The sequence below is a fragment of the Streptomyces sp. NPDC046122 genome (assembly GCF_056429965.1).
Map to the genome: position 1 here is coordinate 489,678 of NZ_JBWKLQ010000001.1, position 26,994 is coordinate 516,671.

Here is a 26,994-nt window from a genome sequence, read left to right on the forward strand (position 1 = left end):
TCAATCCCTCAAAACGTTTGTCGCCGCCCTCCTCGCAACGCCAGGATGAAGTCAATGACACCCCCCCACCCCCCAACCGAACAGAGCGCCGCACGCCCCCGGAGGTTTTTGCCATGGCCATCCAGGCTTCCGTTCCGTACGCCACCACTCTCGACCGGCGCGAGGGGCCGTTCGGTGAGGTCGTTCTGCGGGAGCGTGGGGAGCACTTCGAGATCATCGCCAACGGGTGTTTCCTGATGGACACGTCCGACGGCCGCTCCGAGCGCCTCCTCGTCGACGCCGCCCTGGCCGCACTCCCCGCGTCCCGCCCCTCGCCCGCCCTCCTCATCGGCGGGCTCGGGGTCGGCTTCTCGCTCGCCCGGGCGGCCTCGCAGGAGCGGTGGGGGCGGATCGCCGTCGTCGAGCGGGAGCAGGCGATCATCGACTGGCACCGCCAGGGGCCGCTGTCGCGGATTTCCGGTGAAACTCTCGCCGATTCGCGATGCGAGATCATTCACACCGATCTAGTGGATTACGTCAGAGAAAACCGGATCGGGAGCGTTGGTACGGACCAGAGTGCGTACGACGCGCTCTGCCTCGACATCGACAACGGGCCCGACTGGACGGTTACCGACGACAACGCCAATCTCTATTCACCGCAGGGACTTGCGGGGTGCATGAGGCGGCTGCGACCTGGCGGAATCCTCGCCGTGTGGTCGGCCCAGCCGTCCCCCGCATTCGAGGATGCGTTGCGGAATGCCGGATTCAACTTGGTTAGGACTGAAGAGATCCAAGTTGCCCGGGGCGTTCCTGACGTGGTCCATCTCGGGGTTCGCCCTGCGTAGCCGGGACGCAGTCGGTGCATCTACGCTGCTGCCCTACACGTGGGATTGAAGAGACCTCCCAGGGGCGGGGCAATGGAGCAGACACACACCAGCCACAACGGCCTCGCGGCCACTCCGGGCGCTCAGCGCCGGGTGCTGGTCGTCGAGGACGACGCGACCATCGTCGACGCCATTGCCGCGCGACTTCGCGCCGAGGGCTTCCAGGTGCAGACGGCGGTCGACGGTCCGGCGGCGGTGGACGCCGCCGAGGCGTGGCAGCCCGACCTGATGGTTCTCGACATCATGCTGCCGGGTTTCGACGGCCTCGAGGTCTGCCGCCGCGTGCAGGCGCAGCGGCCGGTGCCGGTTCTGATGCTGACGGCGCGCGACGACGAGACCGACATGCTGGTCGGGCTCGGGGTCGGCGCCGACGACTACATGACCAAGCCGTTCTCCATGCGCGAGCTGGCGGCCCGGGTGCACGTCCTGCTGCGCCGCGTCGAGCGGGCGACGCTCGCCGCCTCGACGCCGCGCAGCGGCATCCTGCGCCTGGGTGAGCTGGAGATCGACCACGCGCAGCGCCGCGTGCGGGTGCGGGGTGACGACGTGCACCTGACGCCGACCGAGTTCGACCTGCTGGTGTGCCTGGCGAACACGCCGCGCGCCGTGCTCTCGCGCGAGCAGCTGCTCGCCGAGGTGTGGGACTGGGCTGACGCGTCGGGCACCCGGACCGTCGACAGCCACATCAAGGCGCTCCGGCGGAAGATCGGCGCGGAGCGGATCCGTACGGTCCACGGAGTGGGCTACGCACTGGAGACCCCGCCGGCATGACGCGGCGGGAGAACGGGCTGACGGCATGACGCGGCGCGGGAACGGGCTGCGTCCCTTCTCGATCAAGACCAAGCTCGGCACGCTCGTCGTCGTCTCGGTCTTCATCACCACCGGGCTCATCCTCGTCGCGCTGCGGACCAAGACCGAGCTGCGGTTCATCACGGTCTTCTCGGTGATCGCGTCGATGCTGATCACCCAGTTCGTGGCGCACAGCCTGACCTCCCCGCTGGACGAGATGACGACGGTGGCGAAGTCCATCGCGCACGGCGACTACACCCGGCGGGTGCGCGGCGCGGGCCGCCGTGACGAGCTGGGCGACCTGGCGGCCACGATCAACCGCATGGCGGACGATCTGGAGGCCGTGGACCGGCACCGCAAGGAATTGGTCGCCAATGTCTCCCACGAGCTGAGAACCCCCATCGCGGGGCTGAGAGCGGTGCTGGAGAACGTCGTGGACGGGGTCTCCGCCGCCGACCCCGAGACGATGCGTACGGCGCTGAAGCAGACCGAGCGCCTCGGGCGGCTGGTGGAGACGCTGCTCGACCTGTCCCGGCTCGACAACGGCGTCGTACCGCTGAAGGCGCACCGCTTCGAGGTCTGGCCGTACCTCTCGGGCGTGCTCAAGGAGGTCAACGTGATCGCCTCGCAGCGCGGTCTGGCCTCCGGCTCCGGCAGCCATACGCGTACGGACGTGCATCTGCACCTGGACGTGTCGCCGCCCGAGCTGACCGCGCACGCGGACGTCGAACGGCTGCACCAGGTCGTCGCCAATCTGCTCGACAACGCGGTCAAGCACAGCCCGCCGCACGGCCGCGTCACCGTGCGGGCCCGGCGGGGCCCGCAGCCGGAGAGCCTGGACCTGGAGGTCCTGGACGAGGGGCCGGGCATACCCGAGTCCGAGTGGCACCGCGTCTTCGAGCGTTTCAACCGGGGCAGCCTGCCGGCGCCGCACGGTCCCGGCAGCGACGGCGGCACCGGGCTGGGCCTCGCGATCGCCCGCTGGGCGGTGGATCTGCACGGCGGGCGGATCGGTGTGGCCGAATCCGCGCGCGGCTGCCGGATCCAGGTCACTCTTCCGGGGAAGCCGACCACCCGTCCGTTGACGTAGGGTCGAACCGGAAGCACACGTTCTGCGTGTCATCCCATGGGGGTGCGGCCCAAAGTGGGCCGTAACCACGGTCCGTCCTACCCGGACCGCAGCGGACCACACCGGAACCACGCTTGTTTCCCGCCATTCCAGGCGCCGAAACCAGCGCTCCGATGTGACTTACGCGACGGAAGGCCCGCCCGGCCTGCACCTCTCGGCCCGGGAGGCGTAGCCTTTATTTCCGCTGTCCATAACCTTGCGAAGCGGAAGAGGGCGGTTAACGCCGTGTCGTCTCAGTCCCCCAGTAGCCCGAGCGTCTCGACCGACCAAGACGGGCAAGGGAAGAACCCTGCCGCTGCCTTCGGTCCCAATGAGTGGCTCGTCGACGAGATCTACCAGCAGTACCTCCAGGACCCGAATTCGGTCGACCGCGCCTGGTGGGACTTCTTCGCCGACTACAAGCCCGGATCCACCCCGGCGGCGGAGAAGACCGCCACCCCCGAAGCCGAAGACGTGACCGGGGCCGCCGCACAGCCGGCCCAGGCCCCCGCCGCGCCCGCCACCCCGGCGACGCCCGCGGCCACCCAGCCGGCCGCCACCCAGCCGGCCCCTGCGGCGAAGCCCGCGGCCCAGGCCGCGCCCGCCACGACGGCGCCCGCCGCCAAGCCCGCCTCCGCCCCCGCACCGGCCGCCGCACAGCAGGCCGGCGCGAAGGCCAAGGCCGCGCCGAAGGCGGAGGCCGCCAAGGAGGCCCCGGAGGGTCCCGAGTACGCGACGCTGCGCGGCCCGTCCGCCGCCGTGGCGAAGAACATGAACGCCTCGCTGGAGCTGCCCACGGCCACGTCCGTGCGCGCTGTCCCGGTGAAGCTGTTGTTCGACAACCGCATCGTCATCAACAACCACCTCAAGCGCGCCCGGGGCGGGAAGGTCTCCTTCACGCACCTCATCGGGTTCGCGATGGTGCAGGCCCTCAAGGCCATGCCGTCGATGAACTACTCCTTCGCGGAGAAGGACGGCAAGCCGACGCTGGTCAAGCCCCCGCACGTCAACCTGGGCCTGGCCATCGACCTGGTCAAGCCCAACGGCGACCGCCAGCTCGTCGTCGCGGCCATCAAGAAGGCCGAGACGCTCAACTTCTTCGAGTTCTGGCAGGCGTACGAGGACATCGTCCGCCGCGCCCGCGCGAACAAGCTGACGATGGACGACTTCACCGGCGTCACCGCGTCGCTGACGAACCCCGGCGGCATCGGCACCGTCCACTCGGTGCCCCGCCTGATGCCCGGACAGGGCCTCATCATGGGCGTCGGCGCGATGGACTACCCGGCCGAGTTCCAGGGCACCTCGCAGGACACCCTGAACAAGCTGGGCATCTCCAAGGTCATGACCCTGACCTCGACGTACGACCACCGGGTCATCCAGGGCGCCGCCTCCGGCGAGTTCCTGCGGATCCTCGCCAACCTGCTCCTCGGCGAGAACGGCTTCTACGACGACATCTTCGAGGCCCTGCGGATCCCGTACGAGCCGGTCCGCTGGCTCAAGGACATCGACGTCTCGCACGACGACGACGTGACGAAGGCCGCCCGCGTCTTCGAGCTGATCCACTCCTACCGGGTCCGCGGCCACGTCATGGCCGACACCGACCCGCTGGAGTACAAGCAGCGCAAGCACCCCGACCTGGACATCAACGAGCACGGCCTGACGCTCTGGGACCTGGAGCGCGAGTTCGCCGTCGGCGGCTTCGCCGGCAAGTCGATGATGAAGCTGCGCGACATCCTCGGTGTGCTCCGCGACAGTTACGTCCGGACCGTCGGCGTCGAGTTCATGCACATCCAGGACCCGAAGCAGCGCAAGTGGATCCAGGACCGCGTGGAGCGCCCGCACGCCAAGCCGGAGCGCGAGGAGCAGCTGCGCATCCTGCGCCGCCTGAACGCCGCCGAGGCGTTCGAGACGTTCCTGCAGACGAAGTACGTCGGCCAGAAGCGCTTCTCCCTCGAGGGCGGCGAGTCCGTCATCCCGCTGCTGGACGCGGTCATCGACAGCGCGGCCGAGTCGCGCCTGGACGAGGTCGTCATCGGCATGGCCCACCGCGGCCGTCTGAACGTCCTGGCGAACATCGTCGGCAAGTCGTACGCCCAGATCTTCCGCGAGTTCGAGGGCAACCTCGACCCGAAGTCGATGCACGGCTCCGGCGACGTGAAGTACCACCTGGGCGCCGAGGGCACCTTCACCGGCCTGGACGGCGAGCAGATCAAGGTCTCGCTCGTCGCCAACCCCTCGCACCTGGAGGCGGTCGACCCGGTCCTGGAGGGTGTCGCCCGCGCCAAGCAGGACGTCATCAACAAGGGCGGCACGGACTTCACCGTCCTGCCCATCGCCCTGCACGGCGACGCGGCCTTCGCCGGCCAGGGCGTCGTCGCGGAGACGCTCAACATGTCGCAGCTGCGGGGTTACCGCACCGGCGGCACGGTCCACATCGTCATCAACAACCAGGTCGGCTTCACCGCCGCCCCGGAGTCCTCGCGTTCCTCGATGTACGCGACCGACGTGGCCCGCATGATCGAGGCGCCGATCTTCCACGTGAACGGCGACGACCCGGAGGCCGTGGTCCGCGTCGCGCGTCTCGCCTTCGAGTTCCGCCAGTCCTTCAACAAGGACGTGGTCATCGACCTCATCTGCTACCGCCGCCGCGGCCACAACGAGGGCGACAACCCGCAGTTCACCAACCCGCAGATGTACACGCTGATCGACGTGAAGCGCTCGGTGCGCAAGCTCTACACCGAGTCGCTCATCGGTCGTGGCGACATCACGCTGGAAGAGGCGGAGCAGGCGCTCCAGGACTTCCAGGGCCAGTTGGAGAAGGTCTTCGCGGAGGTCCGCGAGGCCACCTCGAACCCGGCTCCGGCCCACACCCCCGAGGTGCAGGCCGAGTTCCCGGTGGCCGTCGCCACGGCGGTCTCCCAGGAGGTCGTCAAGCGGATCGCCGAGTCCCAGGTCAACATCCCCGACCGCATCGCCGTCCACCCCCGCCTGATGCCGCAGATGCAGCGGCGCGCGGCCTCGGTGGAGGACGGCACGATCGACTGGGGCATGGGCGAGACCCTCGCCATCGGCTCGCTGCTGATGGAGGGCGTCCCGGTCCGGCTGTCCGGCCAGGACACCCGCCGCGGTACGTTCGGCCAGCGCCACGCGGTGCTCGTCGACCAGAACACCGGCGAGGACTACACCCCGCTGCAGTACCTCTCCGAGGACCAGGCCCGCTACAACGTCTACGACTCGCTGCTCTCCGAGTACGCGTGCATGGGCTTCGAGTACGGCTACTCGCTCGCCCGGCCCGAGTCGCTGGTCATGTGGGAGGCCCAGTTCGGTGACTTCGTCAACGGCGCGCAGACCGTCGTCGACGAGTTCATCTCCTCGGCCGAGCAGAAGTGGGGCCAGACGTCCGGCGTCACGCTGCTGCTGCCGCACGGTTACGAGGGCCAGGGCCCGGACCACTCGTCCGCCCGTCCCGAGCGCTTCCTGCAGATGTGCGCCCAGGACAACATGACGGTCGCGATGCCGACTCTGCCGTCGAACTACTTCCACCTGCTGCGCTGGCAGGTCCACAACCCGCACCACAAGCCGCTCATCGTCTTCACCCCGAAGTCGATGCTGCGCCTGAAGGCGGCGGCGTCCAAGGCGGAGGAGTTCACCACCGGCGGCTTCCGCCCGGTGATCGGCGACACGGCCATGGACCCGGCGGCCGTCCGCAAGGTCGTCTTCTGCGCGGGCAAGGTCTACTACGACCTGGAGGCCGAGCGGCAGAAGCGCGGCGTCACGGACACCGCGATCATCCGCCTCGAGCGGCTGTACCCGCTGCCGGGCAAGGAGCTCCAGCAGGAGATCGCGAAGTACCCGAACGCCGAGAAGTACCTGTGGGCGCAGGAGGAGCCGGCGAACCAGGGCGCGTGGCCGTTCATCGCGCTCAACCTGATCGACCACCTCGACCTGGCGGTCGGCGCCGACGTCCCGCACGGCGAGCGGCTGCGGCGCATCTCGCGCCCGCACGGCTCGTCCCCGGCGGTCGGCTCGGCCAAGCGCCACCAGGCCGAGCAGCAGCAGCTGCTCAACGAGGTCTTCGAGGCCTGACCGGCACGGCTCGTACGCCCCGGAGGGCCCGGCACCGCAGCGATGCGGCGCCGGGCCCTCCGGCGTACGGGGAAGGCGCCGGGTCAGCCGAGGTACGCCTCGAAGTCCCAGTACGGGCGGGTCCGCTGGCGGGCGGACAGGGTGTGCGGGTGCTGGGCGCCCAGCGTGCGGGTGAGGGTCAGCAGGGCGTCCGCCTCGACCTTGTCGGCCTCCTCGTGTTCCCGCAGGGCCCGCAGGTCGGCGGCGAGCGCGGTCTGGCAGGACAGGGTGAGCGGGTGTTCGTCGCCCAGCACGTGGCGGGACCTGCGCAGGGTGTCCCGGCTGAGTTCGGCGGCGTCCGCGACCCGGCCGTTGAAGTTGCGGCCGCCGGACGCGTTGAGGGCGCAGCCCAGTACCCAGGGGTGGTCGCCGCCGAGGGTGGCGGTCAGGCCCGCGAGCGCGGACTCGAACATGGACATGGCCTCGCTGCGGTCGCCGGACGCCTGCATCACCAGACCGGTGTTGGCGAGCATGCCGGTGGCGACGGGGTGGGCGGGGCCGAGCAGCGCCCGGTAGCCGGCCTCCGCCTCGGCGATCAGGTCCCTGGCCCGGTCCAGGTCGCCGTGTTCGCGCTGGAAGTTCCCATAGTCGTTGATGAAGGACAGCGTGTTGTGGTGGGTGCGGCCGTGCACCTGCTCCAGCTGTTCCATCAGGCTGTCCATGAGCGGGCCGATGTCCTGCTGGAATCCCCCCTCGCGCCGCCGGGCGAGCGCCAGGTGCACGCGGGCCGCCAGCGTCTGGGGGTGCAGCGGGCCGAGCACCTGCACGTGGAGCCGCACCACCGGCTCCTGCCGGGCCACGGAGTCGCGGTACTGGCCCAGCAGCCGCAGTCCGTGGGCCACCGCGTTGCCGGAGTTGAGCGTGGTGATGTGGCGGGCGCGCAGGACGGCCTCGCGTCGGCTGAGGGTCTCCAGGTCCAGGTCGTACGCCTCCCGGTAGCGCCCCAGCAGCCGCAGTCCGACGCTGAGGTTGTGCCGGGCGTTGATGGAGGTCAGCTCGTGGGCGCCGAGCAGCCGTTCCGCTTCCTCCAGCACCTGTTGCTGCAGTTCGAGCGCCTCGGTGTAGCGGCCGAGCCGGCGCAGGCTGCTGGCGAGGGCGCCGTTGACGCCGAGTTCGCCGAGTTCGTTGCGCGGCTCCGCCGTGCGCAGCCGGTCGCGCAGGGCGCGTTCCAGTTCGTACGCCTCCCGGAAGCGGCCGGAGGAGCGCAGCAGGTTGCCCTGCTGGATGGTCAGGTCGAGCATGTGCTGGGCGAGCGGGTCCATGAACGCCGTCCAGTGCGTCCGGATCTGCTCGGCGAGCCGGTTGCCGGCCGTGGACTCGCCGCTGCGCACGCAGTAGCGCAGGCAGTTGAGCACGGCGGCCTGGACGCGGCTGTTGGAGCTGCTGAGCGCGCCCGACGGTTCCAGGTGGGGCAGCAGCTCGGCGTACCGGGGCCACTGCCTGCTGTCGAGCGGGTTGCCGGGGTCGGCCTCGGCCAGCAGGGTGCGGACGGCCTTGCGGTGGGTGTCGCGGCGTTCGTCGCCGGTGAGCCGGGACACGATGTCGTGGACGAGCCGGTGCATGTGCACGGACTCCTGGTGCGGGCCCATCTCGGCGTTGACGGGCCCGCGGCTCTCCCGGGTGAGCACGGAGTAGTTGACCAGGGTGTCGAGGGCCCGGGTCCAGGCGGGCAGGTCGGTGCTCATCCACCGCAGGTCCTCGGGCAGGTCGGCCTGCGGGTAGGCGCGGGCCAGTCCGAGGGGGATGCGGCCGGGGGCGAAGGACGCACACAGGCTGAGCACCTCGACGGCCTGCGGCTGGGTGCGCCTGAGCCGGTTGATGAGGATGGACCAGGAGGTGAGCGAGGAGTGCGGGAAGCCGTCGCCGACGGGCTCCTCGACCGTGGACAGCCTGCCCTCGCGGACCATGCGCAGGTACTCGGGCACCTCCATCCGGGACTCGCCCAGCCAGGAGGCGGCCTGCACGAGCGGCAGCGGCACGTCGCCGAACTCGGCGGCGACCTCGTCGGCCTGCCCGGAGGTGACGTGCGGGGCGCGGCGCATCAGGTAGGCGGTGGACTCGGCGCGGTCGAAGCTGGGCACTTCGAGTACGTCCGTGTAGTCGCCCCAGCCCCTGTTCCGCGAGGTGACGATGGTGTGTCCGGGACCGTGCGGCAGCAGGACGTTCGCGCCGTCCATGTCGTCCCAGCCGTCGAAGATGACGAGCCAGCGGCCGTACGGTTCACCGCGCCGCAGGGCCTCGCGGACCGCGCGGATGCGTTCGCCGGGTTCGCTGCCGCTGTGCAGGCCCAGCTCGACGGCGAGCTCTCCGAAGCGGTCGCGCTGGATGTTGCGGTCGTCGGAGTTGACCCACCAGATGACGTCGTAGTCGGTGCTGAAGCGGTGGGCGTACTCGGCGGCCAGCTGGGTTTTGCCGATGCCGGACATTCCGAGGAGGGTGCAGGCGGAGTTGCCGTGTTCGGCCTCGGTCAGGCGCTGCTGGAGTTCGGTGAGCAGGTCGTCGCGGCCGGTGAAGCGGCCGTTGCGGCGCGGCACCTCTCCCCAGATCTCGGGGGGCGTGTTCGGGAAGCGAGAGCCGCTGACGGCGGAGCGGCGGCCGGAGGGGCGCCGGAAGTCGATGCCGAGCCTGCCCAGCAGCCGTTCCTCGGCCTCCTGCTCTCCGGCGCTCCACAGGCTGACCGGTTCCAGTACGGCGGTGGCGGGCGGCAGCTGGCGGTTGGTGAGGTTGACGGCGGCGAAGCGGTCGGCGTGCGCGGCGACGTATCCGCGCAGGACGTCGTTCCACTCGCCGGGGGCCCGGGGCCCCAGCTCGAAGAACCAGTCGTTGAGGACGAGCAGGACGCGCCCGCTGGACAGCAGCAGGTCGCCGAGCGACTCCTCCAGCGGCACCTCGCGGGGCGGGTCCCAGCGCTGGAGGGTGACCCGCAGGCCGTGGGCCTCCAGCCGCTGTCCGATCCAGTTGGCCCAGGGCCGGTGATAGCCGGGGAAGACCACGAGGAAGTGCTCCGGCCCGTCCTGGCCGCCGCGGTCCGCCGCACCGGCCCCGCCCGAGCGCCGCTGATCCACCATCTGCACGTCTCCCTGTCCTACTCCGCCAGTACCCCTCGACCGACTGTCACGACCGATGGACACAGTGTCACTCAAAGCTCCGGCGAGCCGCGCCGAGGCTCGCGTGGTGTACGCGCATCTCCGCCGCGAACTCCCGCCCCTCCATGGTCAGTTCATCGGATTCAAGCAGTACGGACAACGCCTGTGCCACGTGTCCCCGGTGCCGGGCGAACTGTTCGCCCGCCCGTCGCCGCCAGCCCGCCGGCGCGTCGCCGCCGGCGATCCCCCGCCGCCACAGGTCGGTGAGCGCCAGATGGGCGTACGCCCCCTGGAACACGCCCGCCACCGGCCTCGGGTCGGTCCGCCAGGCGACCCGGTGCAGCTCTTCCCCGCCGGGCCGGTACAGCGGGACGCGTTCGTGCAGGGCGGCCAGCTTGGTGTGGTGGGTCTCGTGGACCAGCACCTCGGCCAGTTCGCCGGGCCCGTCCGGCAGGGACGTCAGTACGCCGCCGGGCGCGGCCCGCAGCGTCGCGCTCATCGGGTGGCGTCCCCGGTACGCGGCGGGGTCGACGGGGGCCAGCGGCACGACCACGCGCTGCACGGCCAGTATCTCGGCGGCGCGTCCCGGGTCGGTGCTCCCGACGAGCGCGACGGCCCGGCTCCACAGCCGCGCCCAGGGTTCGCGGGCGACGGCGGCCCGCTCCGCCGCGGGCATCGTGGCGGCGGCGCCGGGCGGGACCCGGTAGGGGTCGAGGTCGTCGAGGACTGCGGCGGTTCCGGGCAGGGTGCGCAGCCCCGACCAGCCCGGTCCGCCGCCGACGGGCCTGCCGCCGCGGCCGGCGGTCCGCCGCAGCAGGAGGGCGCCGGTCCGGCCGCCGGTGATCCGTACGGTCCGGCCCCGGGCGCGCAGTTCGGCCCGGCCGGCCGGGCAGCGCAGGGCTCCGAGGCCGGGCAGGCCCAGCAGGCCGGTGGGCGCGTCGAGCGTCAGGCGCAGGTCGCAGCCCGCGCGCACGGCCGCGGTTGCCGCTATGCCCCCGAAGTGGTCGAGGTGCCGGTCGAGGGCGGGGCCTTCGGGGGCGGTGAGAGCGCCGGCCAGCCACGCGCCGGTCAGCGGGTAGTCGATGACCTCGCGGACCGCCCCGGGGTCGTGCCGTTCGGCGTACTCCAGCAGCATCCAGTGCCGGAGGAAGCGTTCACGTGCGGCGGGGGCCGCGGCGGGCCGCTGCCCCTCCACGCGGGTCAGCAGCGACTTCAGGAGCAGCAGCCGGCGCGCGTGCAGGCCGGCCCGCAGCGCGACGGTGCAGGCCGGGTCGGGCCGGGTGCGGGCGAGCTGGTTGAGGAAGGCGGAGGAGAGGGGGGTCGACGTCATGCCGGCCCCCTCTCGTCGGCGTACGCTGCCGGCTCCGCATCCGTTGGGCGGGCCACCCATCTGACCGGAAAACGCCGCTGCTCAGCGGGTTCCGGGCTCGTCGCCCGTCCACCACGCCTCCGCCAGCTCTCCGGGCCGGTCGAGCACGCGGCCGACCGCCTCGGTGAGCCCTGGGTCGTCCGAGGTGCGTAAAGTCCGCAGGTCGACGTCGGTGAGGTCCAGTGCGGCCGGGGGCTGTCCGGCGTCCCGTCCCTGGCCGGCAACCACGGTGTTCCTGTGCGACACGCCCGACTCCCTCCTGCCGGCACCCGTCCCGCACGGCCGCAGCGGCTGCCCAGTTCTTCCCGACCCCGGTGAAACAGAAACATGTTCGACTTCACTCCGGTCAACCGGCACCCACCTCGGGCAACGTCCACCACGGGGGCGCCAGTTGCCGCCGCTCCCGCTCGGCCGGCCGCCGGCCGCTCGCCCGGGCCGCCGCGTCCGCGTCCGCGAGGCGGGACGCGCGTTCCCGGGGGGCGCCCGCCTCGCTCCAGTCCACTTCGACGAGCGACGCCGTCAGCCGCTGCCAGCGCGCGTGGGCGCGCTCGAAGGCCCGGCCCGCTGCCTCCGTACGGCCCATGGCCTCCAGCACGCAGCCCTGGGCGTACAGCGCCCGCGCCGCCGTCCGGGAGCCCGGGCGGTCGCCGTGCGCGTCGTCGGCGTCGCGCCGCGCGCTCTCGTACGCCTGGAGGGCGTCCGACAGCAGCGTCGCCGCCGACACCAGCGCGAGTTCGTACCGCACCCGGCCGAGCACCAGCCACGCCTCGGCGCGCAGGCCGGTGTCCGGCAGCCGCTTGGCGGCCTCCTCCAGCAGGTGGCGGCCCTCGTAGAGGTCGGGGAGGAAGCCGACGCGCCGGAAGCGGAGCGCCAGCGCGCTGCCGAGCAGGAGGTGCAGCCTGCTGCGGGACGGTGAACGGGCGGGCATCCCGGCGAGCGCCTCGCGCAGGACGCTCTCCGCGCGGCCCACGGTGTCCTCGCCGGCCGCCTCCGGTTCGGCGGCGGCGCGGCGCAGGAGTGACTCGCCCCATTCGGTGAGCAGGTCGCAGCGGCGGGTGCTGTCGGGCGGGGCGAGGCCGGACGCGGTCTCGTACGCGCGGTCGGCGGCCGGGTGGTCGCCCGCCGCGTCGTGCAGCCGGGCCTGGGCCGTCAGGCAGCGCAGACGCAGCGCCGGGTCGTCGCCGGCCGCCCGGGCGGCCCGGGTCAGGACCTCGGCGGTGCCGGCGTGCGGGGCGTTCGCGGCGCGCAGGGCGTCGGCGAGGTCGAGGAGGGCGGGGCAGCGCAGGCCGTCGGGGGCGTCTTCGGCGTCCAGCAGGTCACATCCCGTGCTCAGTTCCGGTACGGCCTCTTCGGCCCGGCGCAGCGCGAGCAGCAGCCGCCCCCGGCGCAGGTGCAGCGTCCTGCGGGACGCGGCGGGCCAGTCGGAGGCGTCGCCGGCGAGGTCGTCCAGGGCCGCCGCGAGGTGCGCCGCGTCGCCCGTCTCGCGCCACAGGGCGTGGCGGGCGGCGGCGAGTTCGAGGCGGGCGTCGGCCCGGGCCCCGGTGCCCCGCGGCGCGCGGTCGCGGGCGTCGGCGAGCACCCGTACGGCCCGCAGCAGCAGCTCGCGCGCCTGCTCGGTGCCGCGGGCCGCCGGTGCGCCCGCCTCCGCGAGCAGGACCCTGCCCAGCACGAGCCCCGCCCGCGCCGCCCCGGCGCCGTTCTCCGGCGGCCCGGCGGCGACCGGGCCGCCGGGCCGCAGCGCCGCCTCAGCGCGTTCGCGGGCGCGGCGGAGCAGGGACGGGTCGGCCTGGGAGCGCCACTGGCCCAGGAGGCGTTCGGCCTCGGCCAGCGGTACGGGGGTGACGAGCTCGGGCTGGTAGAAGCGCAGTACGCGGGCGGGGATCTCCGCGAACAGCTCCGGTTCGGCGGGGCCTGCGGGCTCCCCGGACTCCCCCTCGGGGGCCGGGTCCCACGGCAGATCGCGAGCCGTGACGTCGCCGCGCTCGGAGAGCCTCGCCGCGGCGAGCGCCGCGAAGTTGCGCGCGCCCTTGCCGAAGTGCCGTTCGACGTACGAGGAGCAGTGCTTGAGCACCAGCGCCGCCGCGTCCTGTCCGAGCGAGTTCAGCAGCAGCTCCTGCACGCCGTCCGCGTAGACGTAGCAGGGCGAGCCGGATCCCGGGGCCGGTTCGGGCAGTTGCCTGAGCAGTCCGCCGAGCAGGACTTCGGCGAGCTCCATCGGCCCGGTGTCGGGCAGCATCGCCCGCTGGACGAGCTGCATCACCGGCAGGGTGAGAGGCGCAGCCGCCAGGTGGACGGCGAGGCGGACGCCACCGCGCGAGGCGTTGGCCCGGAAGGCGCGCAGCAGTTCGCCGGCGCCGCGCTCGGGCGGGGCGGGGGGCGGCGTCGCGGGCGGGACGAGTCCCGGGGCGGTGCGGTCCACCGGCTCGTGGGCGCCGGCCCAGGCCGCCCAGCCGCGCACCGTGCTGCCGCCGTGGTCGGACAGCAGCCGCGCCCAGGACGCGAACGCCTCGGGGGTGGGCGGCAGCACGGGGACGGGTCGCGCCGTCGCCTCCAGCGGCTCCCACGGCTCCTCGTCGGGCACGAAGGCGGTCCGCCCGCCCGCACCCGCCGGCCGCACCAGCAGTCCCGGCTCGGCGGGCAGCGCGGTGCGCGCCCACAGACGCGGCGGCAGCGGCTGCACGACGGCCAGCGGTGAACTGCGCGGCCACTGGTGGATGAGCCGCTGCGCACGGCCCTGCTGCCACAGCGGGCCGACGCAGTCGCTGACGACGAGGGTGAGCCTGCGGCCGGTGGGGTCGTGGAACTGGTCGGCGGGGCGCAGCCGCGTGTGTCCACCGGGCCCGGTCGTGGTGCCGACGAGGGGCGCGCCGCCGTCCCCGGCGTCGTACAGCTGGTGGACCTGTACGTCGCGGAAGACGCCGGACTGCTGGCACGCCTGCCGCAGTTCCTCGACCATCCGCTCCCAGACGGCCATCGCGGGCCCGGTGTCCATGAGCAGCTGGATGTCCACGCGGCGGCGCTCGGAGGGGCGCAGCACGGGGGACAGGACGCCGGACATGGCACTGCGCTCCGCGGTGGCGTCCTCGTCGAGGCGCCCGTCGGCCGCCGGGCGCGCGGTGGTGACCGTGTAGTGGCGCAGGGGCCGCAGGGCGCGCTGGAGGCCCAGCAGGCCGGGCAGGGCGGCTGCCGCGGGAGCGCGCACGGGGAAGGCGGAGCGGGCGGACGCGGTGGACCCGGTGGACGCCGCGCGTCCGCCGCGCACGCCGGGCGCGTACAGCGACACGGGACCCGACGGGAGGCCGGAGGGCCCGGGGGCGCCGGCGCCGGAGTCCCGGCCGGCGGACGCGGGCGTGCGGGCGCGGCCGTCGTCCAGGCCGGTGTCCCGGCCCGGCTCCCGGGGGTCGCCGGAGGCGCCGGCCGGCGTACGGCCCGACGGGAGCCACTGCGCCAGCCAGACGGCGTCCGCGACCTCCTCGGCCGTCGGGTCGAGGCCGCCGCGCCTCAGCCTGCCGACAAGTTCCCCCAGGTCCATTCGGCGCTCACCTCGGGCGGTCGAGTGGTCGCATGAGCATGTCGGCGATGCGCTCGCGGGTGACGCGCTCGGCCCGCGGGGCGTGCTGGGTGAGGTAGAGGGCGTTGAGCAGCTGGTCGGCGGCGATGATCTCGCCGGGTTCGCGGGCGAGGAACCGCTCGATCAGGTCCCGTCCCTCGGTCGCCGCCGCACTGCCGAGGTGCGCCTCGACCATGGCGGTGAGCTGCTCCTCGCCGGGTGGCTCCAGCTCCAGCTGGATGCAGCGGCGGAGCAGGGCGGCGGGGAAGTCCCGTTCGCCGTTGGAGGTGAGGACGATGAACGGGAAGGTCGTGCAGCGGACCCGGCCGCCGTGCACCGGCACCTTGCGGCCGTCGTCGGTCAGCACCTCGACGACCGGTTCCCGGTCGGCGATCCGCTCCAGCTCGGGGATGGCGAACTCGCCCTCCTCCAGGGCGTTGAGAAGGTCGTTCGGCAGGTCGAGGTCGCTCTTGTCGAGTTCGTCGACGAGCAGGACCCGCGGCTGTTCGGACGGCAGCAGCGCGGTGCCGAGCGGCCCGAGGCGCACGTACGACCCGATGCCGGCCGCCGCCGAGGGGGCCGCTTGACCCGCCGCGCCCCCCGCACGCTCCAGTTGCACGTCCTGGAGCCGGCCGATGGCGTCGTAGCGGTAGAGCCCGTCCTGGAGGGCGGTGCGGCTGACGATCGGCCAGCGCAGGACGCGGCCGAGGCCGAGTTCGTGGGCGACGGCCTGCGCCAGGGTCGACTTGCCGGTGCCCGGATTGCCGGTCACCAGCAGCGGGCGGCGCAGGTAGAGGGCCGCGTTGACGGCGTCGACCTCGGCGGGCCTCGGGTGGTGGTTCTCGACCAGGCGGCGCTGTACGCCGAGCCGGCGGGCGGCGCTGGGGTCGGTGGCGGCGGGGTCGGAGCCGTCGGCGTGGCCGACGGCGGCGAAATCGCGCCACGGCGGCGGGCCGGGTAACCGCTGCACTCCGTCGTGCGGCAGCCCCGCGCCGCGATAGATCCGCCAGTCTGTCACTGAGTCTCACCTCGCGGGTGGATGGTGGGGACGGAGCCGGCCCGGCGCTCCGGGAGGCCGACGTTACCGCTCAAGTTCCTTGCTGCCGATCCCGGTTGCTGTCGTTCGCCCGGGTTTCGGCCGCGCGTGCGGGACACCTCCTGACGGTTCGTCATGTGCCGGGTCCCGACAGCCGCGGCGGCGCCTGGAGCGGCGCCCCGTCGTACGGCGGACGGTCGGGCGGATCGAAGAGTACGGCGACGGACGCGGCCCAGGCCGCTTCCGACACGGTGTCGGGCGTCGCGTCCGGGTCCATCGAAACGATGCGCAGGGAACGTATGTGCCGGTGCAGGCCCTCCACGCCGTCGGCGCGCAGCAGCAGTTCGTCGGCCCGCACGTGGAACTCCTGGCAGTCGGTGTGCTCCTGGCCGCATCGGCGCCACAGCGCGAGGGGGTGCCCGGCGGCCAGCGCGGCGGCCATGGCGTCGAGCCCGTCGCCGCTGCCGACCGGACCGCAGTACACGGGCACGGTGCCGTCCTCGGCGTCGGACAGCCTGGCGTACGCGGCCCTGCGGGACTCCCGGCGGGCGCCGGGGCCGTGCCCGGACGCGGGGACCTCGCCGCGCAGCGGTACGACGGACAGCGGTCCCCGGACGGCGGCCTTCCAGCGGCGGCGCCACTCCGGGCTCGCGGGGCGGTCGCGGCGCCTGCGGTCCCGTATGACGACGATGCGGCGCTCCCCGAGTGCCATGCTGTTCTCGTCGAAGAGGTCGTCCTCCGGGGAGAGCCGCCAGGTGTCCAGGGGTTCGTCGAACAGTTCGCGCGGCAACAGGGCCTCGACGGCCGCCAGATGCTCCCCGCTGTCGCCCCGGCGCAGGGCGTCGGCGAGCGGTTCGCGCAGGGTCTCGCGCAGTTCGGCGCGGGGCACTCCCCGGTCGTCGCCGGAGAGCGGGCTGACGGTCCGGCCGTCGTAGAGGAGCTTGACGCGCCAGGGGTAGCGGTCGCCGTAGTGCACCGGGTCGATCTCGACGAGCACGTCGGCGCGGGCCTGACCGGCCGGGCGCTCCCGTACCTGCGGGAAGCCGAACCCGGTGACGGCGGCGGCCGTTCCCCGGGACTCCAGGACCTGCGCGATCTCCTCGCGGATCGCCTGGTGCGCGGACTCGCTCTGGGTAGTGATCCACTCGGCGAGCTCGGTGAGGGCGGTGCGCTCCGCTCCGTCGCACCGGCCCGGTCCCCGGCAGGCGAGGTGCCGGACGACCTTGGCGGCGTACAGCAGGACCGCGTCGACGGCGAGGTCGTGTCCGCTCTCGTGGCCGCGCAGGTCGTGCAGCAGACCGACGCCGTCGCGCCAGGTGCGCGGGTCGTGCTCGATGGGCGACTGGTAGTCGCTGTGCAGGACACGGCGCTTGACGTCGTCGACGAGGGCCATCACCTCGCCGGGTCCGGTGGGCGGGGGCAGCTCGGCGAACCGGCCGAAGAGGTGGGCGCGCGCGGCAGGCAGGAAGCCCGGCGCGCCCTTGCGCAGGTCGGCCTGTGCCTTGATCCAGCCGCCCCCGGCCGCCGTGGCGCTGCGGAAGCGGCGCAGATGGTGGCGGTCGTGTTCGCGCAGGACGGTGTGGAGGATCCCGCCGCCCCTGAGGTCGTGCAGTTCGCGCAGCGCGGTGATGGGCACGGCCGCTCCCTCGTGCTCGCCGCGCCCCTTGTTCATGGCGATGACCGCGCCGTGCCTGAGGTCGACGACGGGTCCGCCCGAGCAGCCCTCGACGGGCAGGCTGCCCCGTAACAGCAGCGCCTTGCCGTCGGTGGCGTGCGCCTTGCCGATGCCGTGCCGGATGCCCAGGTCGCCGGTCTCGCGCGACCAGCCGTGCAGGCTCACGTCGGCGGGGATGGCGGGCGGGCGGTCGCCGAGCCAGACACAGGCGGCGTCTCGCGCGTCCGGGACGCGGACCAGGGCGATGTCGGGGAACTCCCAGCGGTGGGGCGGCTCTTCGGGATCGGCGGGGCGCGGCTTGGCGAGCACCACTTGACCCGTGGTCACACCGCCCTGCCAGGTGATGCCGAGCGCACGCTCACCCCTCCACACGGCGGCCTCCCCCTTTCCCACGACATGGGCGCAGGTCAGCACCCAGCCGGGGGCGATGAAGAACCCACTGCCCCAGTAGCGGGCGCCGTGCGGGTCATACCCGCCTCCGGGCGCGGCAATGCGTACGAGCGAGGGGCGCACGATCTCGTCGAAGACGTTCACGGCGCGCTCATGCCGTGCCGGGGGCCGGGGAACTCGGCCCCGGATCCGGCGCGGCGGCCGGGTCCCGGGCCGGGTGCGCCCCCGGGTCGGCGGGCGGCTGCGCCCCGGACCCCGCGGGCGGCGGCGCCACCGGTTCGGTCCACGTCAGGGAGACGGTGACGGACGCCTTGCCGCCGCCGTCGGCGAGGACCCCGACCACCTTGCCGGCCTGGGCGGACAACTCGATCCCGAAGGTCACGGCGACCTCGACGGGGGCGGCGGGCCGCAGCCCGGCGCGCAGGGAGCGCACGACGCCCTGGACGACGTCGGTCAGTCCGCCCGCCATGGACACGACCCGGTCGCCGATGCCGGTGTCCCGGTAGCCGCCGCCCCGGTCGAGCTCCTGCGCCTCGCTGACGCGCGCCCAGACGACGGTCCCGTCGTCGAGCCGAACCTGTGCGATCCCATTGGCCACAGCGTCCCCCGCTCCCCCACGCGATGAATGGTGAAGGTTAATCGCTGCTGGGTACGAGCGCGAGGGACTCGGGGATCAGTGCCTATCCTGGCTGGGAACAACCGCTGTCCACCCCTGGCCCACCGCCTGTCCCACCACGGAGCACCACCTTGTACTTCACCGATCGCGGCATCGAGGAGCTGGAGAAGCGGCGCGGCGAGGAGGAAGTCACCTTCGAGTGGCTCGCCGAGCAGCTGCGCACCTTCGTCGACCTCAACCCGGACTTCGAAGTTCCGGTCGAGCGCCTGGCGACGTGGCTGGCCCGCCTGGACGACGAGGACGACGACGAGGAGTAGGCGTAGGCCCGGCGCGCCGGCGGCGCACCGCGGGCGCACGGGCGCGCCGCCCGGGCCGTCGAGCCCGTGCGCGCACGGCCGGGTCAGGCGCGGGCGCGCATCCGGTCGTACGCGAGACCCAGCGCGCCCTGCGCGACCAGCACCCCTCCCGCGAACGCCCAGCCGCCGTTGCGCCCCCGCAGGCCCCACAGGGCGAGCGAGACCCCGGCCGCCAGCTGGGCGGCGTTCAGCAGGCGGGCCCTGGGGCCGCGGAGCCAGGGGCCGGCCGGGCCGCTCTCGACCACGTCGAGTTCCGCGCGCACGGCGTCGCGCCAGCCGGACCACTCGACCGACTCCGCGCCCGGCCGGACCCGCGCCGCCTCCCGCAGCCGGTCGGCCGGTTCGCCGGGGGCCAGACCGGCGGGCAGCACGAGCCCGAGGCGGGACAGTACGGCGAGGAGGCCGAGCAGCCTGGCCCTGCCGTCGGCGTCGGCGTCGGGACGGGTGAGCGCCGCGAGGGCCTCCACGTCCAGCACGGGATCGAGCCCGAGCCGGGCCGCGAACGTGCGCATCGCCTCGTCCTCCCCCACCGGCGTACCGTCCGCGAGCCACTCGTAGCCGACCTGCCGCCGGAATCCCGAAGCGAGCGTGAAGCCGGCCCGGTCGGCGTCCCACCAGAGAGCGAGAACCGGCCAGGTGACGCCGACGGCGAGCGCCGTGGCCCAGCCCGCGAGCACCCGGTCGACCGGCTCACCGCCGTCCAGCCAGGGCTTGCCCTCGGGCACGACGACGCTCCACCGCCCCTTGGAGCCGGAGGCCGAGCCGGGCCCGGCGTCGTCGGCGGGCGCCAGGAGCAGGCGCTCGCGCAGCAGGTGGGCCGCGGGCCGTACCGCCTCGGTGTCGGCCCCGCACAGCAGCAGCGCTCCCACCGGACCGGTACCGAATGTCGCGTTCATGCCTTCACGCTAGATCCTTTGCCCCGGTATGGCGCGTACGAGTGGGCCGCCCGCGTGCGGCGCGCCCCCTTCGGCCTGCCGCCCCCGCGGCTTTCCGCCCCTTGACTTCGACTCGCCGCGATATATCGTGAAAGGACACAGACGCGATATGTTGCGTCTTCGCGCAGGGCGCGTCGCGCCGGGCCCACCAGATCGGGGAGAAGCATGACGGAGCCGACACGGGCGGTCGCCGAGCCGCAGAAGCTCACCTTCGAGGACCCGGTGACCGCGCTCCACGTGCGCATCGTCGACGGCGCGGTGAACGTCGTCGGCATCGAGGACGGGCCCGCCCGGCTCGAAGTCTCCGCGCTCGACGGCCCGCCGCTGATCGTCACCCACGAGGACGGCATCCTGACCGTCACCTACGAGGACCTGCCCTGGAAGGGCTTCCTCAACTGGCTCGACCGCAAGAGCCCGCGGCGCAGCGCGGTCGTCTCCCTCGCCGTACCCGCCGGCTCGTCCGTCGCGGTGGGCGTGATCGGCGCGGGCGCCGTCGTCTCGCGGATCGCGGGCCGTACGGACGTACGCGGCATCACCGGTGACATCACTCTCGTCGGCCTCTCCGGCGCCGTGCGCGCCGACACCGTCGCGGGCGGCGTGGAGGCCCAGGGCGTCACCGGAGAGCTCCGCTTCCACTCCGTGTCCGGCGACCTGACGGTCGTGGACGGCTCGGGATCGGCCGTACGGGCCGACTCGGTCAGCGGCGACATGGTCGTCGACGTGGATCCCGCCGGGAAGCCCGCCGACATCTCCCTCACCTCGGTCTCGGGCGAGGTCGCCGTCCGCCTGCCGCACCCGGCCGACGCGACGGTCGAGGCCGGCACGGCGAGCGGTTCGGTGTCCAACGCGTTCGAGGACCTGCGCGTCACCGGCCAGTGGGGGGCGAAGAGGATCACGGGCACGCTCGGGGCCGGCAGCGGCCGGCTCCGAGCGACGACCGTGTCCGGCTCCATCGCCCTGCTGCGCCGCCCGCCGGCCGACGACGACCCGTACGACACGGACGCTCCGGCCGGCCAGGACGCGGACGCTCCCGCCGACAAGAAGGTGCTCTGACATGCCTCCCGTATTCGCCCACGGCCGCCTGCGCCTGTACCTCCTGAAGCTGCTCGACGAGGCTCCGCGCCACGGTTACGAAGTGATCCGCCTCCTGGAGGAGCGCTTCCAGGGCCTGTACGCCCCGTCCGCAGGCACCGTCTACCCCCGCCTCGCCAAGCTGGAGGCCGAGGGCCTGGTGACGCACGCCACCGAGGGCGGCCGCAAGGTCTACTCGATCACCGACGCGGGCCGCGCCGAACTGGCGGGGCGCGGCGGCGAACTGGCCGACCTCGAGCTGGAGATCCGCGAGTCGGTCTCCGAGCTGGCCGCCGAGATCCGCGACGACGTGCGCGGCGCGGCGGGCAAGCTGCGTCGCGAGATGCGGGCCGCGGCGAGCGAGACCCGCCAGAAGGCGGCGCCGTCGGGGTCGAAGGGCGGCGACCGGGAACCGGGCTTCGGTGACAGCGAGGCGTGGCAGGCGGCGAAGGAGGAACTGCGCAAGGCCAAGCTGGAGTGGAAGGAGCAGGCGCGCCGCGCGAAGGACGAGAGCCGCCGCGCCCGCGAGGACGCGCAGGAGGCGCGCCGCCAGGCCCAGGAGGCCCAGGAGAGGGCGCAGGAGAAGGCGCGCGAGCAGATGCAGCGGCTCGCGCAGCAGGTTCAGGAGCAGGTGCAGGACCAGTTCGCGCGGGGCGACTGGCCCAAGGGGGTGCGCGACGGCCTGGCCGAGATCACCAGGCAGTTCGGCTTCTTCGGCCGCCAGCCGCAGCCCGCGGAACCGGCGGCGGAGCCCGCCGAGGCCGAGGTCGAGCGTACGGACACGCCTCCGGAGCCAGCGTGGGCCGAGGAGCCCGCGTCCGGCGACCCGGCCCGCGACCTGGACCGTCTGCTGGACCGCTTCCGGGACGACATCCGGGACGCGGCCCGCGACCACGGCGTGACCCCGGTCCAGCTCCAGGAGGCCCGCCGGCGCCTGTCCACGACAGCGGCCCACCTGTCGGCGCTCCTGCGCGAGCCGAAGAAGTAGTGCAGTAGCAGGGGACGGGGCCGGGCCGGTTCGCTGCCCCTCCGGAGGGACCGGAGGGGCAGGGACCCTGGGAAGGGGCAGGGATACGCGCCACAGGAGCCGGCGCCCCGCGCCCCTCCCTGATCCCCGTACGCCGCGGCCCCCGATCGCGAACGCCCCGCGTCAGCCCGCCGCGGCCGCGCCGGAGCCGCCGAACACCGCCCGCTCCACCGCCCCGTACGTCGCGCCGTACTCCGCCAGCAGGTCGGCGACCGCCCCCGGCTGGGCGATCATCGCGAGCAGCAGGTGTTCGTCGCCGATGTGCCGGTCGCCCCGGCCGAGGGCGACCCGCAGGGACTTCTCCAGTACGGCCTTGGCCTGCGGCGTGAACGGGCGGTGCGCGGACAGCAGGCCGCGCCGCACGCCGCGCCCGGACTGCAGCGCACCCTCCCCGTGCGCCTCCTCCACCTTCGAGACGATCTCCGTGACGTCGATGCCGATCCCGGCCAGCGCCTCCTGGTCCGCCTTCGACAGCCCGCCCCGGCGCCGCACGTCGGCCAGCGCCCGTGCGACCTCGTCCCGGCGCCCCGTGATCCCGAGGGCGGCGAAGGCGAAGGACGAACGCGAGCCCTCCTGGTGGAGCAGGGCCAGCAGCATGTGCTCCTCGGTGACCGAGTCGGCGCCCGCCCGTTCCGCCTGGACCACCGCGCCCTTCACCACACCTCGGGCACTCTTCGTGAACCGCTCGAACATCAACGCCTCCCGTACTTCTTGTGGACGGCCTGCCGGCTGACGCCCAGTTCGGCCGCGATCTCCTGCCACGACCAGCCCTTGGCTCGGGCGCTTCTCACCTGCACGCCTTCGAGCTGCTCCAGCAGCCGCCGCAGCGCGACGACCGCGCGCAGCCCGACCCGGGGGTCCTGGTCACCCGCGCGTTCGGCGAGATCCGTTGCATTGGTCATGACTGTCAACCTACATTGACAGCCTCCGAGTGTCAACCACAGTTGACAAGGGCCGGAGTCGACAGGATCCGCCCGCTCCGGCGCTCAGCGCACCGCCGTCGCGGGCGCGACCGTCACCGAGATCCGCGCCCCCGGCCGCGCGTGGATCCGCCCGTCCCGCACCCACCCCGCCCCCTCGATCCGCACCCGCCAGTCGTGGGCCCGGGAGGGCAGCGACAGCTCGGTGACACCGCGCCCGGAGGCGACGTACGACAGTCGGTAGGTACGGGTGGCCGGGTCGTACGACTCCGACCGCGGCCGCCCGGCGACAGCGGGCGCGTACGGCGACGCCGTCTGCTCCTTGTTCGTACGGAACTCCCCCGCCGCGTCCACCGCGCAGTAGCCACCGCCGTAGCACCACACATAGCCCGCCCAACCGGAGCTGTAGCGGTTCATGGACGTCAGCGCGTCCCGGTAGAAGCGCCCCATGTTCGGCAGGGCGTTGTTGAGCGGCCCCCACTCACCGACGACGACCGGCACGCGGTGCTCCTCGGGATACGCCGTCACGGCGGCCTCGTACGACTCGATCCAGCCGGCCGCGGGGTCGTAGTCGGCGCCGGCCTCCATCGCGGTGTTGTAGAAGTGCGGGGCGTACACGACCTTCGGGTCGTCGATCCTGCCCAGACCGGTGGGCACGCCCTCGCCCACAATGGGCGTCGGCTCGACGAACACCCAGGAGTCGCGGTCGACGGACCGGACCGCGTCGGCCAGGCGGTTGTGCATCGGCGTGATCTGGTCGCGTTCGATCCGGCGGGCGGCCGCCGGCAGGTCCTCGCCCTCCCGCAGCTCACCCATCGGCTCGTTGATCAGGTCGTACCCGAGCACCGCCGGATGGTCCGCGAACCGGTCCGCGAGCACCCGCCACATGGCGGCCTGGGCGCGCCGGAGGTCCGGGTCCTCGTAGAGATGGGTGAAGGCGCGCTGGACGGCCGGCTGGAAGTACTCGGAGAACCAGTCGTCGGGGTTGGGCGTGAACGGCAGCCCGTCGGTGCGGGTCGCCCACTCCGGGATGCCGCGGTGGCCGAAGGCCGGGCCGAAGACGTCCTGGTGGGCGTCGATCAGCACGTGCACGTCGTACTTCGCGGCCCAGTCCAGAATGCGCTCGATCTTGCGGAGGTACGCCGCGCTGTACCGCCCGCGCCGGGGCTCCAGGTCGTCCCAGAAGACGAGCAGCCGGGCGAAGTTGAAGCCGCGCCCGCGCAGGTCACGGAAGTGCTTCTCCGTAATGGCGGACAGTGCCTCGTCGCCGCGGTTCGTCTTGTCCTCGACGTTCCAGCCGCGCAGGGTGAGGACCCGGCCCCGGTCGTCGGTGAGCCGGGGGACCGCGTCACCGCCGCCGGGCTCCCCGGCGGCGGCCGCCGGGGTCAGTGCCCCGGCGGCCAGCACGGCCGTACAGACGGCAGCGGCCCAGACGCGGACGGTTCGAGCTCGTACGGACACCACAGACACCACGGACACTCCTCCGGCAGTACGTCGTCGTCACGTGCCGGAGAGCACATCAGCAGAACTGACGGGCCATCAAGAGGTCGTCAGCACGATCTTTCCGAAGAGGTCGCCGCCCGCCATCCGCTCGAAGCCCTCACGGGCCCGGTCCAGCGGCAGCACCTCGTCGACGACCGGCCGTACGCCCGTCGTCGCGCAGAACGACAGCAGGTCCTCGAGCTCGTCCTTGGAGCCCATCGTCGAGCCGACGACCTTGAGCTCCAGGAAGAAGATCCGGTTGAGTTCGGCGGACGGCGGGTTCGGGCCGCTGGTCGCGCCGGAGATGACCAGCGTGCCGCCGGGCCGCAGGGACTTCACCGAGTGCGACCAGGTCGCGGCGCCGACGGTCTCGATCACCGCGTCCACCCGCTGCGGCAGCCGCGCGCCCGGCTCGAACGCCTCGACCGCGCCCAGCTCGACCGCCCGCTTGCGCTTGGCCTCGTCGCGGCTGGTGGCGTACACCCGCAGGCCCGCCGCCTTCCCGAGGACGATCGCGGCGGTCGCGACCCCGCCGCCCGCGCCCTGCACGAGGACGCTGTCGCCGGGGCGCACACCCGCGTTGGTGAAGAGCATCCGGTACGCCGTGAGCCAGGCGGTCGGCAGGCAGGCGGCCTCGGCGAACGACAGCTCCCTGGGCTTGGGGAGGACGTTCCACGCCGGGACGGTGACCTGCTCGGCGAAGGTGCCCTGGTACTTCTCGGTCAGGATGGAGCGCTTCTCGCGGGGCCCGACGCCGTGTCCCGTCTCGCCGATCACGGAGTGCACGACGACCTCGTTGCCGTCGGCGTCGATCCCGGCGGCGTCGCAGCCGAGGATCATCGGCAGCGCCTCCTCACTCAGGCCGACGCCGCGCAGCGACCACAGGTCGTGGTGGTTGAGCGAGGCGGCCTTGACGGTGACGGTGGTCCAGCCGGGCCTCACCTCGGGCGCGGGGCGTTCGCCCAGCTCGAGGCCGTTCAGCGGCTGGTCGCGGTCGATGCGGGCGGCGTAGGCAGCGAACATGACCATGACGATAGGGCGGCCGGGTGCGCGACGGAACCACGCACGGGTGTGACACGCGTCGCTCACACGAGCGGAGCGGTGGGGTCGTGTCCGGGCACCGAGCACCTTCGTCCCCCGCCCATGCGAAGGGCCGCGCCTCCCCCCTTCGCAAGGGGGTGGCACGGCCCTTCGGGCGGAGCCGGTGGCTACCGTCGCGCGACACCCTCCGCGCGAGCCGCCGCCGCCACGGCCGCCGTGACGGCCGGAGCGACGCGCTCGTCGAACGGGGACGGGATGACGTAGTCCGCGGCCAGCGCGTCGCCGACGACGTCCGCCAGCGCGTTCGCCGCCGCGATCTTCATACCCTCGGTGATCCTCGACGCGCGCACCTGGAGCGCGCCCGCGAAGATCCCGGGGAAGGCCAGCACATTGTTGATCTGGTTCGGGTAGTCGCTGCGGCCGGTCGCGACGACCGCCGCGTACTTGTGCGCGACGTCCGGGTGGACCTCCGGGTTCGGGTTGGCCATGGCGAACACGAACGACTGCGGCGCCATCGACGCCACCGCCGGCTCCGGCACCGTACCGCCGGAAACGCCGATGAAGACATCGGCGCCGACCAGCGCCGTCTCCAGCGAGCCGGTCAGCCCGGCCCGGTTCGTGATCTCGGCCAGCTCGCGCTTGACGTCCGTGAGGTCGTCGCGGTCCCGGCTGACGATGCCCTTGCGGTCGGCGACGGCCACGTCACCGAGCCCCGCCGCCAGCAGGAACTTCGCGATGGCGACCCCGGCCGCGCCGGCGCCCGAGATCACGGCGCGCAGGTCGCCGAGCGTACGGCCGGTGAGCTTCGCGGCATTGCGCAGCGCGGCCAGGGTGACCACGGCCGTACCGTGCTGGTCGTCGTGGAAGACCGGAATGTCCAGCTCCTCCTGGAGCCGGCGCTCGATCTCGAAGCAGCGGGGCGCCGAGATGTCTTCCAGGTTCACGCCGCCGAAGGACGGGCCGAGCCGCACGACGGTCTCGATGATCTCGTCCACGTCGGTCGTCGCGAGCGCGATCGGCACCGCGTCGACGCCGCCGAACTGCTTGAAGAGGATCGCCTTGCCCTCCATGACGGGGAGCGAGGCCTCGGGGCCGATGTCGCCGAGCCCGAGAACCGCCGTGCCGTCCGTCACGACGGCCACGACGTTTGATTTCCAGGTGTAGTCGTTGACCAGATCGGGCTGCTCCGCGATCGCGCTGCACACCTTGGCGACGCCCGGCGTGTACGCGAGGGACAGGTCGTCCTTGTCGCGCACCGGAACGGTCGCCTCGATGGCCATCTTGCCACCGCGGTGCAAGGCGAAGGCCGGATCGAAGGGCTCCTCGGGAGCCCCTTCCGCACTGTTGCCCGTATTGCTGTCCATAGTCCTGTCCGCACTGCTGTCGCTGCGAGGATTGACGATCTCCGCTGCCATTCGTTTTACCCCTTAAGTCTTCATCAGTTGAGGGTGGCCGCTCCTGGTTGAGGAGGGGTGGGCGGGCACCGCGTCCGTTCTCTGCGCTGGGCGGTTGGCCCGCCCTGACAGAGAGGAGGTACGTACGCGCGGGCGCGCCG

Annotated in this window: 20 protein-coding genes; 7 read left to right on the forward strand and 13 right to left on the reverse strand. The window is 73.1% G+C overall.

Annotation, left to right across the window (positions count from 1 at the left end; genetic code table 11):
- Positions 1-113: 113 nt before the first annotated feature.
- The 4 genes from AC07FK_RS02145 to AC07FK_RS02160 all read left to right on the forward strand — a co-directional run bounded on the left by AC07FK_RS02145 (position 114) and on the right by AC07FK_RS02160 (position 6,846).
- Positions 114-824: a spermidine synthase gene (locus AC07FK_RS02145; RefSeq protein ID WP_479101704.1), complete on the forward strand. Its 711-nt coding sequence runs from the start codon at positions 114-116 to the stop codon at positions 822-824.
- Between the two features lie 72 nt (positions 825-896).
- On the forward strand, positions 897-1,634 hold the full coding sequence (locus tag AC07FK_RS02150; RefSeq protein WP_069926973.1) for a response regulator transcription factor: 738 nt from the start codon (positions 897-899) through the stop codon (positions 1,632-1,634).
- A gap of 25 nt (positions 1,635-1,659) precedes the next feature.
- The gene (locus AC07FK_RS02155; RefSeq protein WP_479101705.1) at positions 1,660-2,742 is read left to right on the forward strand and encodes a HAMP domain-containing sensor histidine kinase; all 1,083 of its coding nucleotides are present in this window, start codon (positions 1,660-1,662) and stop codon (positions 2,740-2,742) included.
- Between the two features lie 264 nt (positions 2,743-3,006).
- Entirely contained in the window at positions 3,007-6,846 is a 3,840-nt protein-coding gene (locus AC07FK_RS02160) for a multifunctional oxoglutarate decarboxylase/oxoglutarate dehydrogenase thiamine pyrophosphate-binding subunit/dihydrolipoyllysine-residue succinyltransferase subunit (protein ID WP_479101707.1), read from the forward strand.
- 83 nt (positions 6,847-6,929) lie between these two features.
- Here AC07FK_RS02160 and fxsT read toward each other — a convergent pair whose 3' ends face one another.
- From fxsT to AC07FK_RS02195, 7 genes are all read right to left on the reverse strand, one after another.
- Positions 6,930-9,953: an FxSxx-COOH system tetratricopeptide repeat protein gene (fxsT, locus tag AC07FK_RS02165; RefSeq protein ID WP_479101709.1), complete on the reverse strand. Its 3,024-nt coding sequence runs from the start codon at positions 9,951-9,953 to the stop codon at positions 6,930-6,932.
- 67 nt (positions 9,954-10,020) lie between these two features.
- Complete coding sequence (locus AC07FK_RS02170; RefSeq protein ID WP_479101710.1) at positions 10,021-11,301, reverse strand: aKG-HExxH-type peptide beta-hydroxylase; 1,281 nt, start codon at positions 11,299-11,301, stop codon at positions 10,021-10,023.
- Between the two features lie 81 nt (positions 11,302-11,382).
- Positions 11,383-11,586 carry an FxSxx-COOH cyclophane-containing RiPP peptide gene (gene fxsA / locus AC07FK_RS02175; RefSeq protein ID WP_479101712.1) on the reverse strand — a complete coding sequence of 68 codons (204 nt, stop codon included), beginning with the start codon at positions 11,584-11,586 and terminating at the stop codon, positions 11,383-11,385.
- A 100-nt stretch (positions 11,587-11,686) separates the two neighbouring features.
- On the reverse strand, positions 11,687-14,872 hold the full coding sequence (locus tag AC07FK_RS02180; protein WP_479101713.1) for an SAV_2336 N-terminal domain-related protein: 3,186 nt from the start codon (positions 14,870-14,872) through the stop codon (positions 11,687-11,689).
- A 7-nt stretch (positions 14,873-14,879) separates the two neighbouring features.
- The gene (locus AC07FK_RS02185) at positions 14,880-15,908 is read right to left on the reverse strand and encodes an AAA family ATPase (RefSeq protein ID WP_479101714.1); all 1,029 of its coding nucleotides are present in this window, start codon (positions 15,906-15,908) and stop codon (positions 14,880-14,882) included.
- A gap of 151 nt (positions 15,909-16,059) precedes the next feature.
- The gene (locus AC07FK_RS02190; RefSeq protein WP_479101716.1) at positions 16,060-18,135 is read right to left on the reverse strand and encodes a VMAP-C domain-containing protein; all 2,076 of its coding nucleotides are present in this window, start codon (positions 18,133-18,135) and stop codon (positions 16,060-16,062) included.
- Between the two features lie 7 nt (positions 18,136-18,142).
- Positions 18,143-18,589, reverse strand: coding sequence for a CU044_2847 family protein (locus tag AC07FK_RS02195; protein ID WP_479101717.1), 447 nt, complete (start codon positions 18,587-18,589; stop codon positions 18,143-18,145).
- Between the two features lie 149 nt (positions 18,590-18,738).
- On the opposite strand from AC07FK_RS02195, the gene AC07FK_RS02200 reads away from it, so the two are divergent.
- Complete coding sequence (locus AC07FK_RS02200) at positions 18,739-18,924, forward strand: DUF6104 family protein (protein WP_037674049.1); 186 nt, start codon at positions 18,739-18,741, stop codon at positions 18,922-18,924.
- Between the two features lie 83 nt (positions 18,925-19,007).
- Here AC07FK_RS02200 and AC07FK_RS02205 read toward each other — a convergent pair whose 3' ends face one another.
- Positions 19,008-19,859, reverse strand: coding sequence for a hypothetical protein (locus AC07FK_RS02205; protein WP_479101718.1), 852 nt, complete (start codon positions 19,857-19,859; stop codon positions 19,008-19,010).
- 204 nt (positions 19,860-20,063) lie between these two features.
- On the opposite strand from AC07FK_RS02205, the gene AC07FK_RS02210 reads away from it, so the two are divergent.
- Positions 20,064-20,951: a DUF4097 family beta strand repeat-containing protein gene (locus AC07FK_RS02210; protein WP_479101719.1), complete on the forward strand. Its 888-nt coding sequence runs from the start codon at positions 20,064-20,066 to the stop codon at positions 20,949-20,951.
- A 1-nt stretch (position 20,952) separates the two neighbouring features.
- On the forward strand, positions 20,953-21,957 hold the full coding sequence (locus AC07FK_RS02215; protein ID WP_479101721.1) for a PadR family transcriptional regulator: 1,005 nt from the start codon (positions 20,953-20,955) through the stop codon (positions 21,955-21,957).
- 162 nt (positions 21,958-22,119) lie between these two features.
- On the opposite strand, the gene AC07FK_RS02220 is transcribed toward AC07FK_RS02215, so the two are convergent.
- The 5 genes from AC07FK_RS02220 to AC07FK_RS02240 all read right to left on the reverse strand — a co-directional run bounded on the left by AC07FK_RS02220 (position 22,120) and on the right by AC07FK_RS02240 (position 26,854).
- On the reverse strand, positions 22,120-22,689 hold the full coding sequence (locus AC07FK_RS02220; protein ID WP_479101723.1) for a Clp protease N-terminal domain-containing protein: 570 nt from the start codon (positions 22,687-22,689) through the stop codon (positions 22,120-22,122).
- Positions 22,689-22,898 carry a helix-turn-helix domain-containing protein gene (locus AC07FK_RS02225; RefSeq protein ID WP_479101724.1) on the reverse strand — a complete coding sequence of 70 codons (210 nt, stop codon included), beginning with the start codon at positions 22,896-22,898 and terminating at the stop codon, positions 22,689-22,691. The genes AC07FK_RS02220 and AC07FK_RS02225 overlap by 1 nt, the downstream gene beginning before the upstream one ends.
- A gap of 84 nt (positions 22,899-22,982) precedes the next feature.
- On the reverse strand, positions 22,983-24,380 hold the full coding sequence (locus AC07FK_RS02230) for a cellulase family glycosylhydrolase (RefSeq protein ID WP_479102539.1): 1,398 nt from the start codon (positions 24,378-24,380) through the stop codon (positions 22,983-22,985).
- A gap of 75 nt (positions 24,381-24,455) precedes the next feature.
- Complete coding sequence (locus AC07FK_RS02235; protein WP_479101726.1) at positions 24,456-25,427, reverse strand: zinc-binding dehydrogenase; 972 nt, start codon at positions 25,425-25,427, stop codon at positions 24,456-24,458.
- A 179-nt stretch (positions 25,428-25,606) separates the two neighbouring features.
- On the reverse strand, positions 25,607-26,854 hold the full coding sequence (locus tag AC07FK_RS02240) for an NAD(P)-dependent malic enzyme (RefSeq protein WP_479101727.1): 1,248 nt from the start codon (positions 26,852-26,854) through the stop codon (positions 25,607-25,609).
- Between the last annotated feature and the right edge of the window lie 140 nt (positions 26,855-26,994).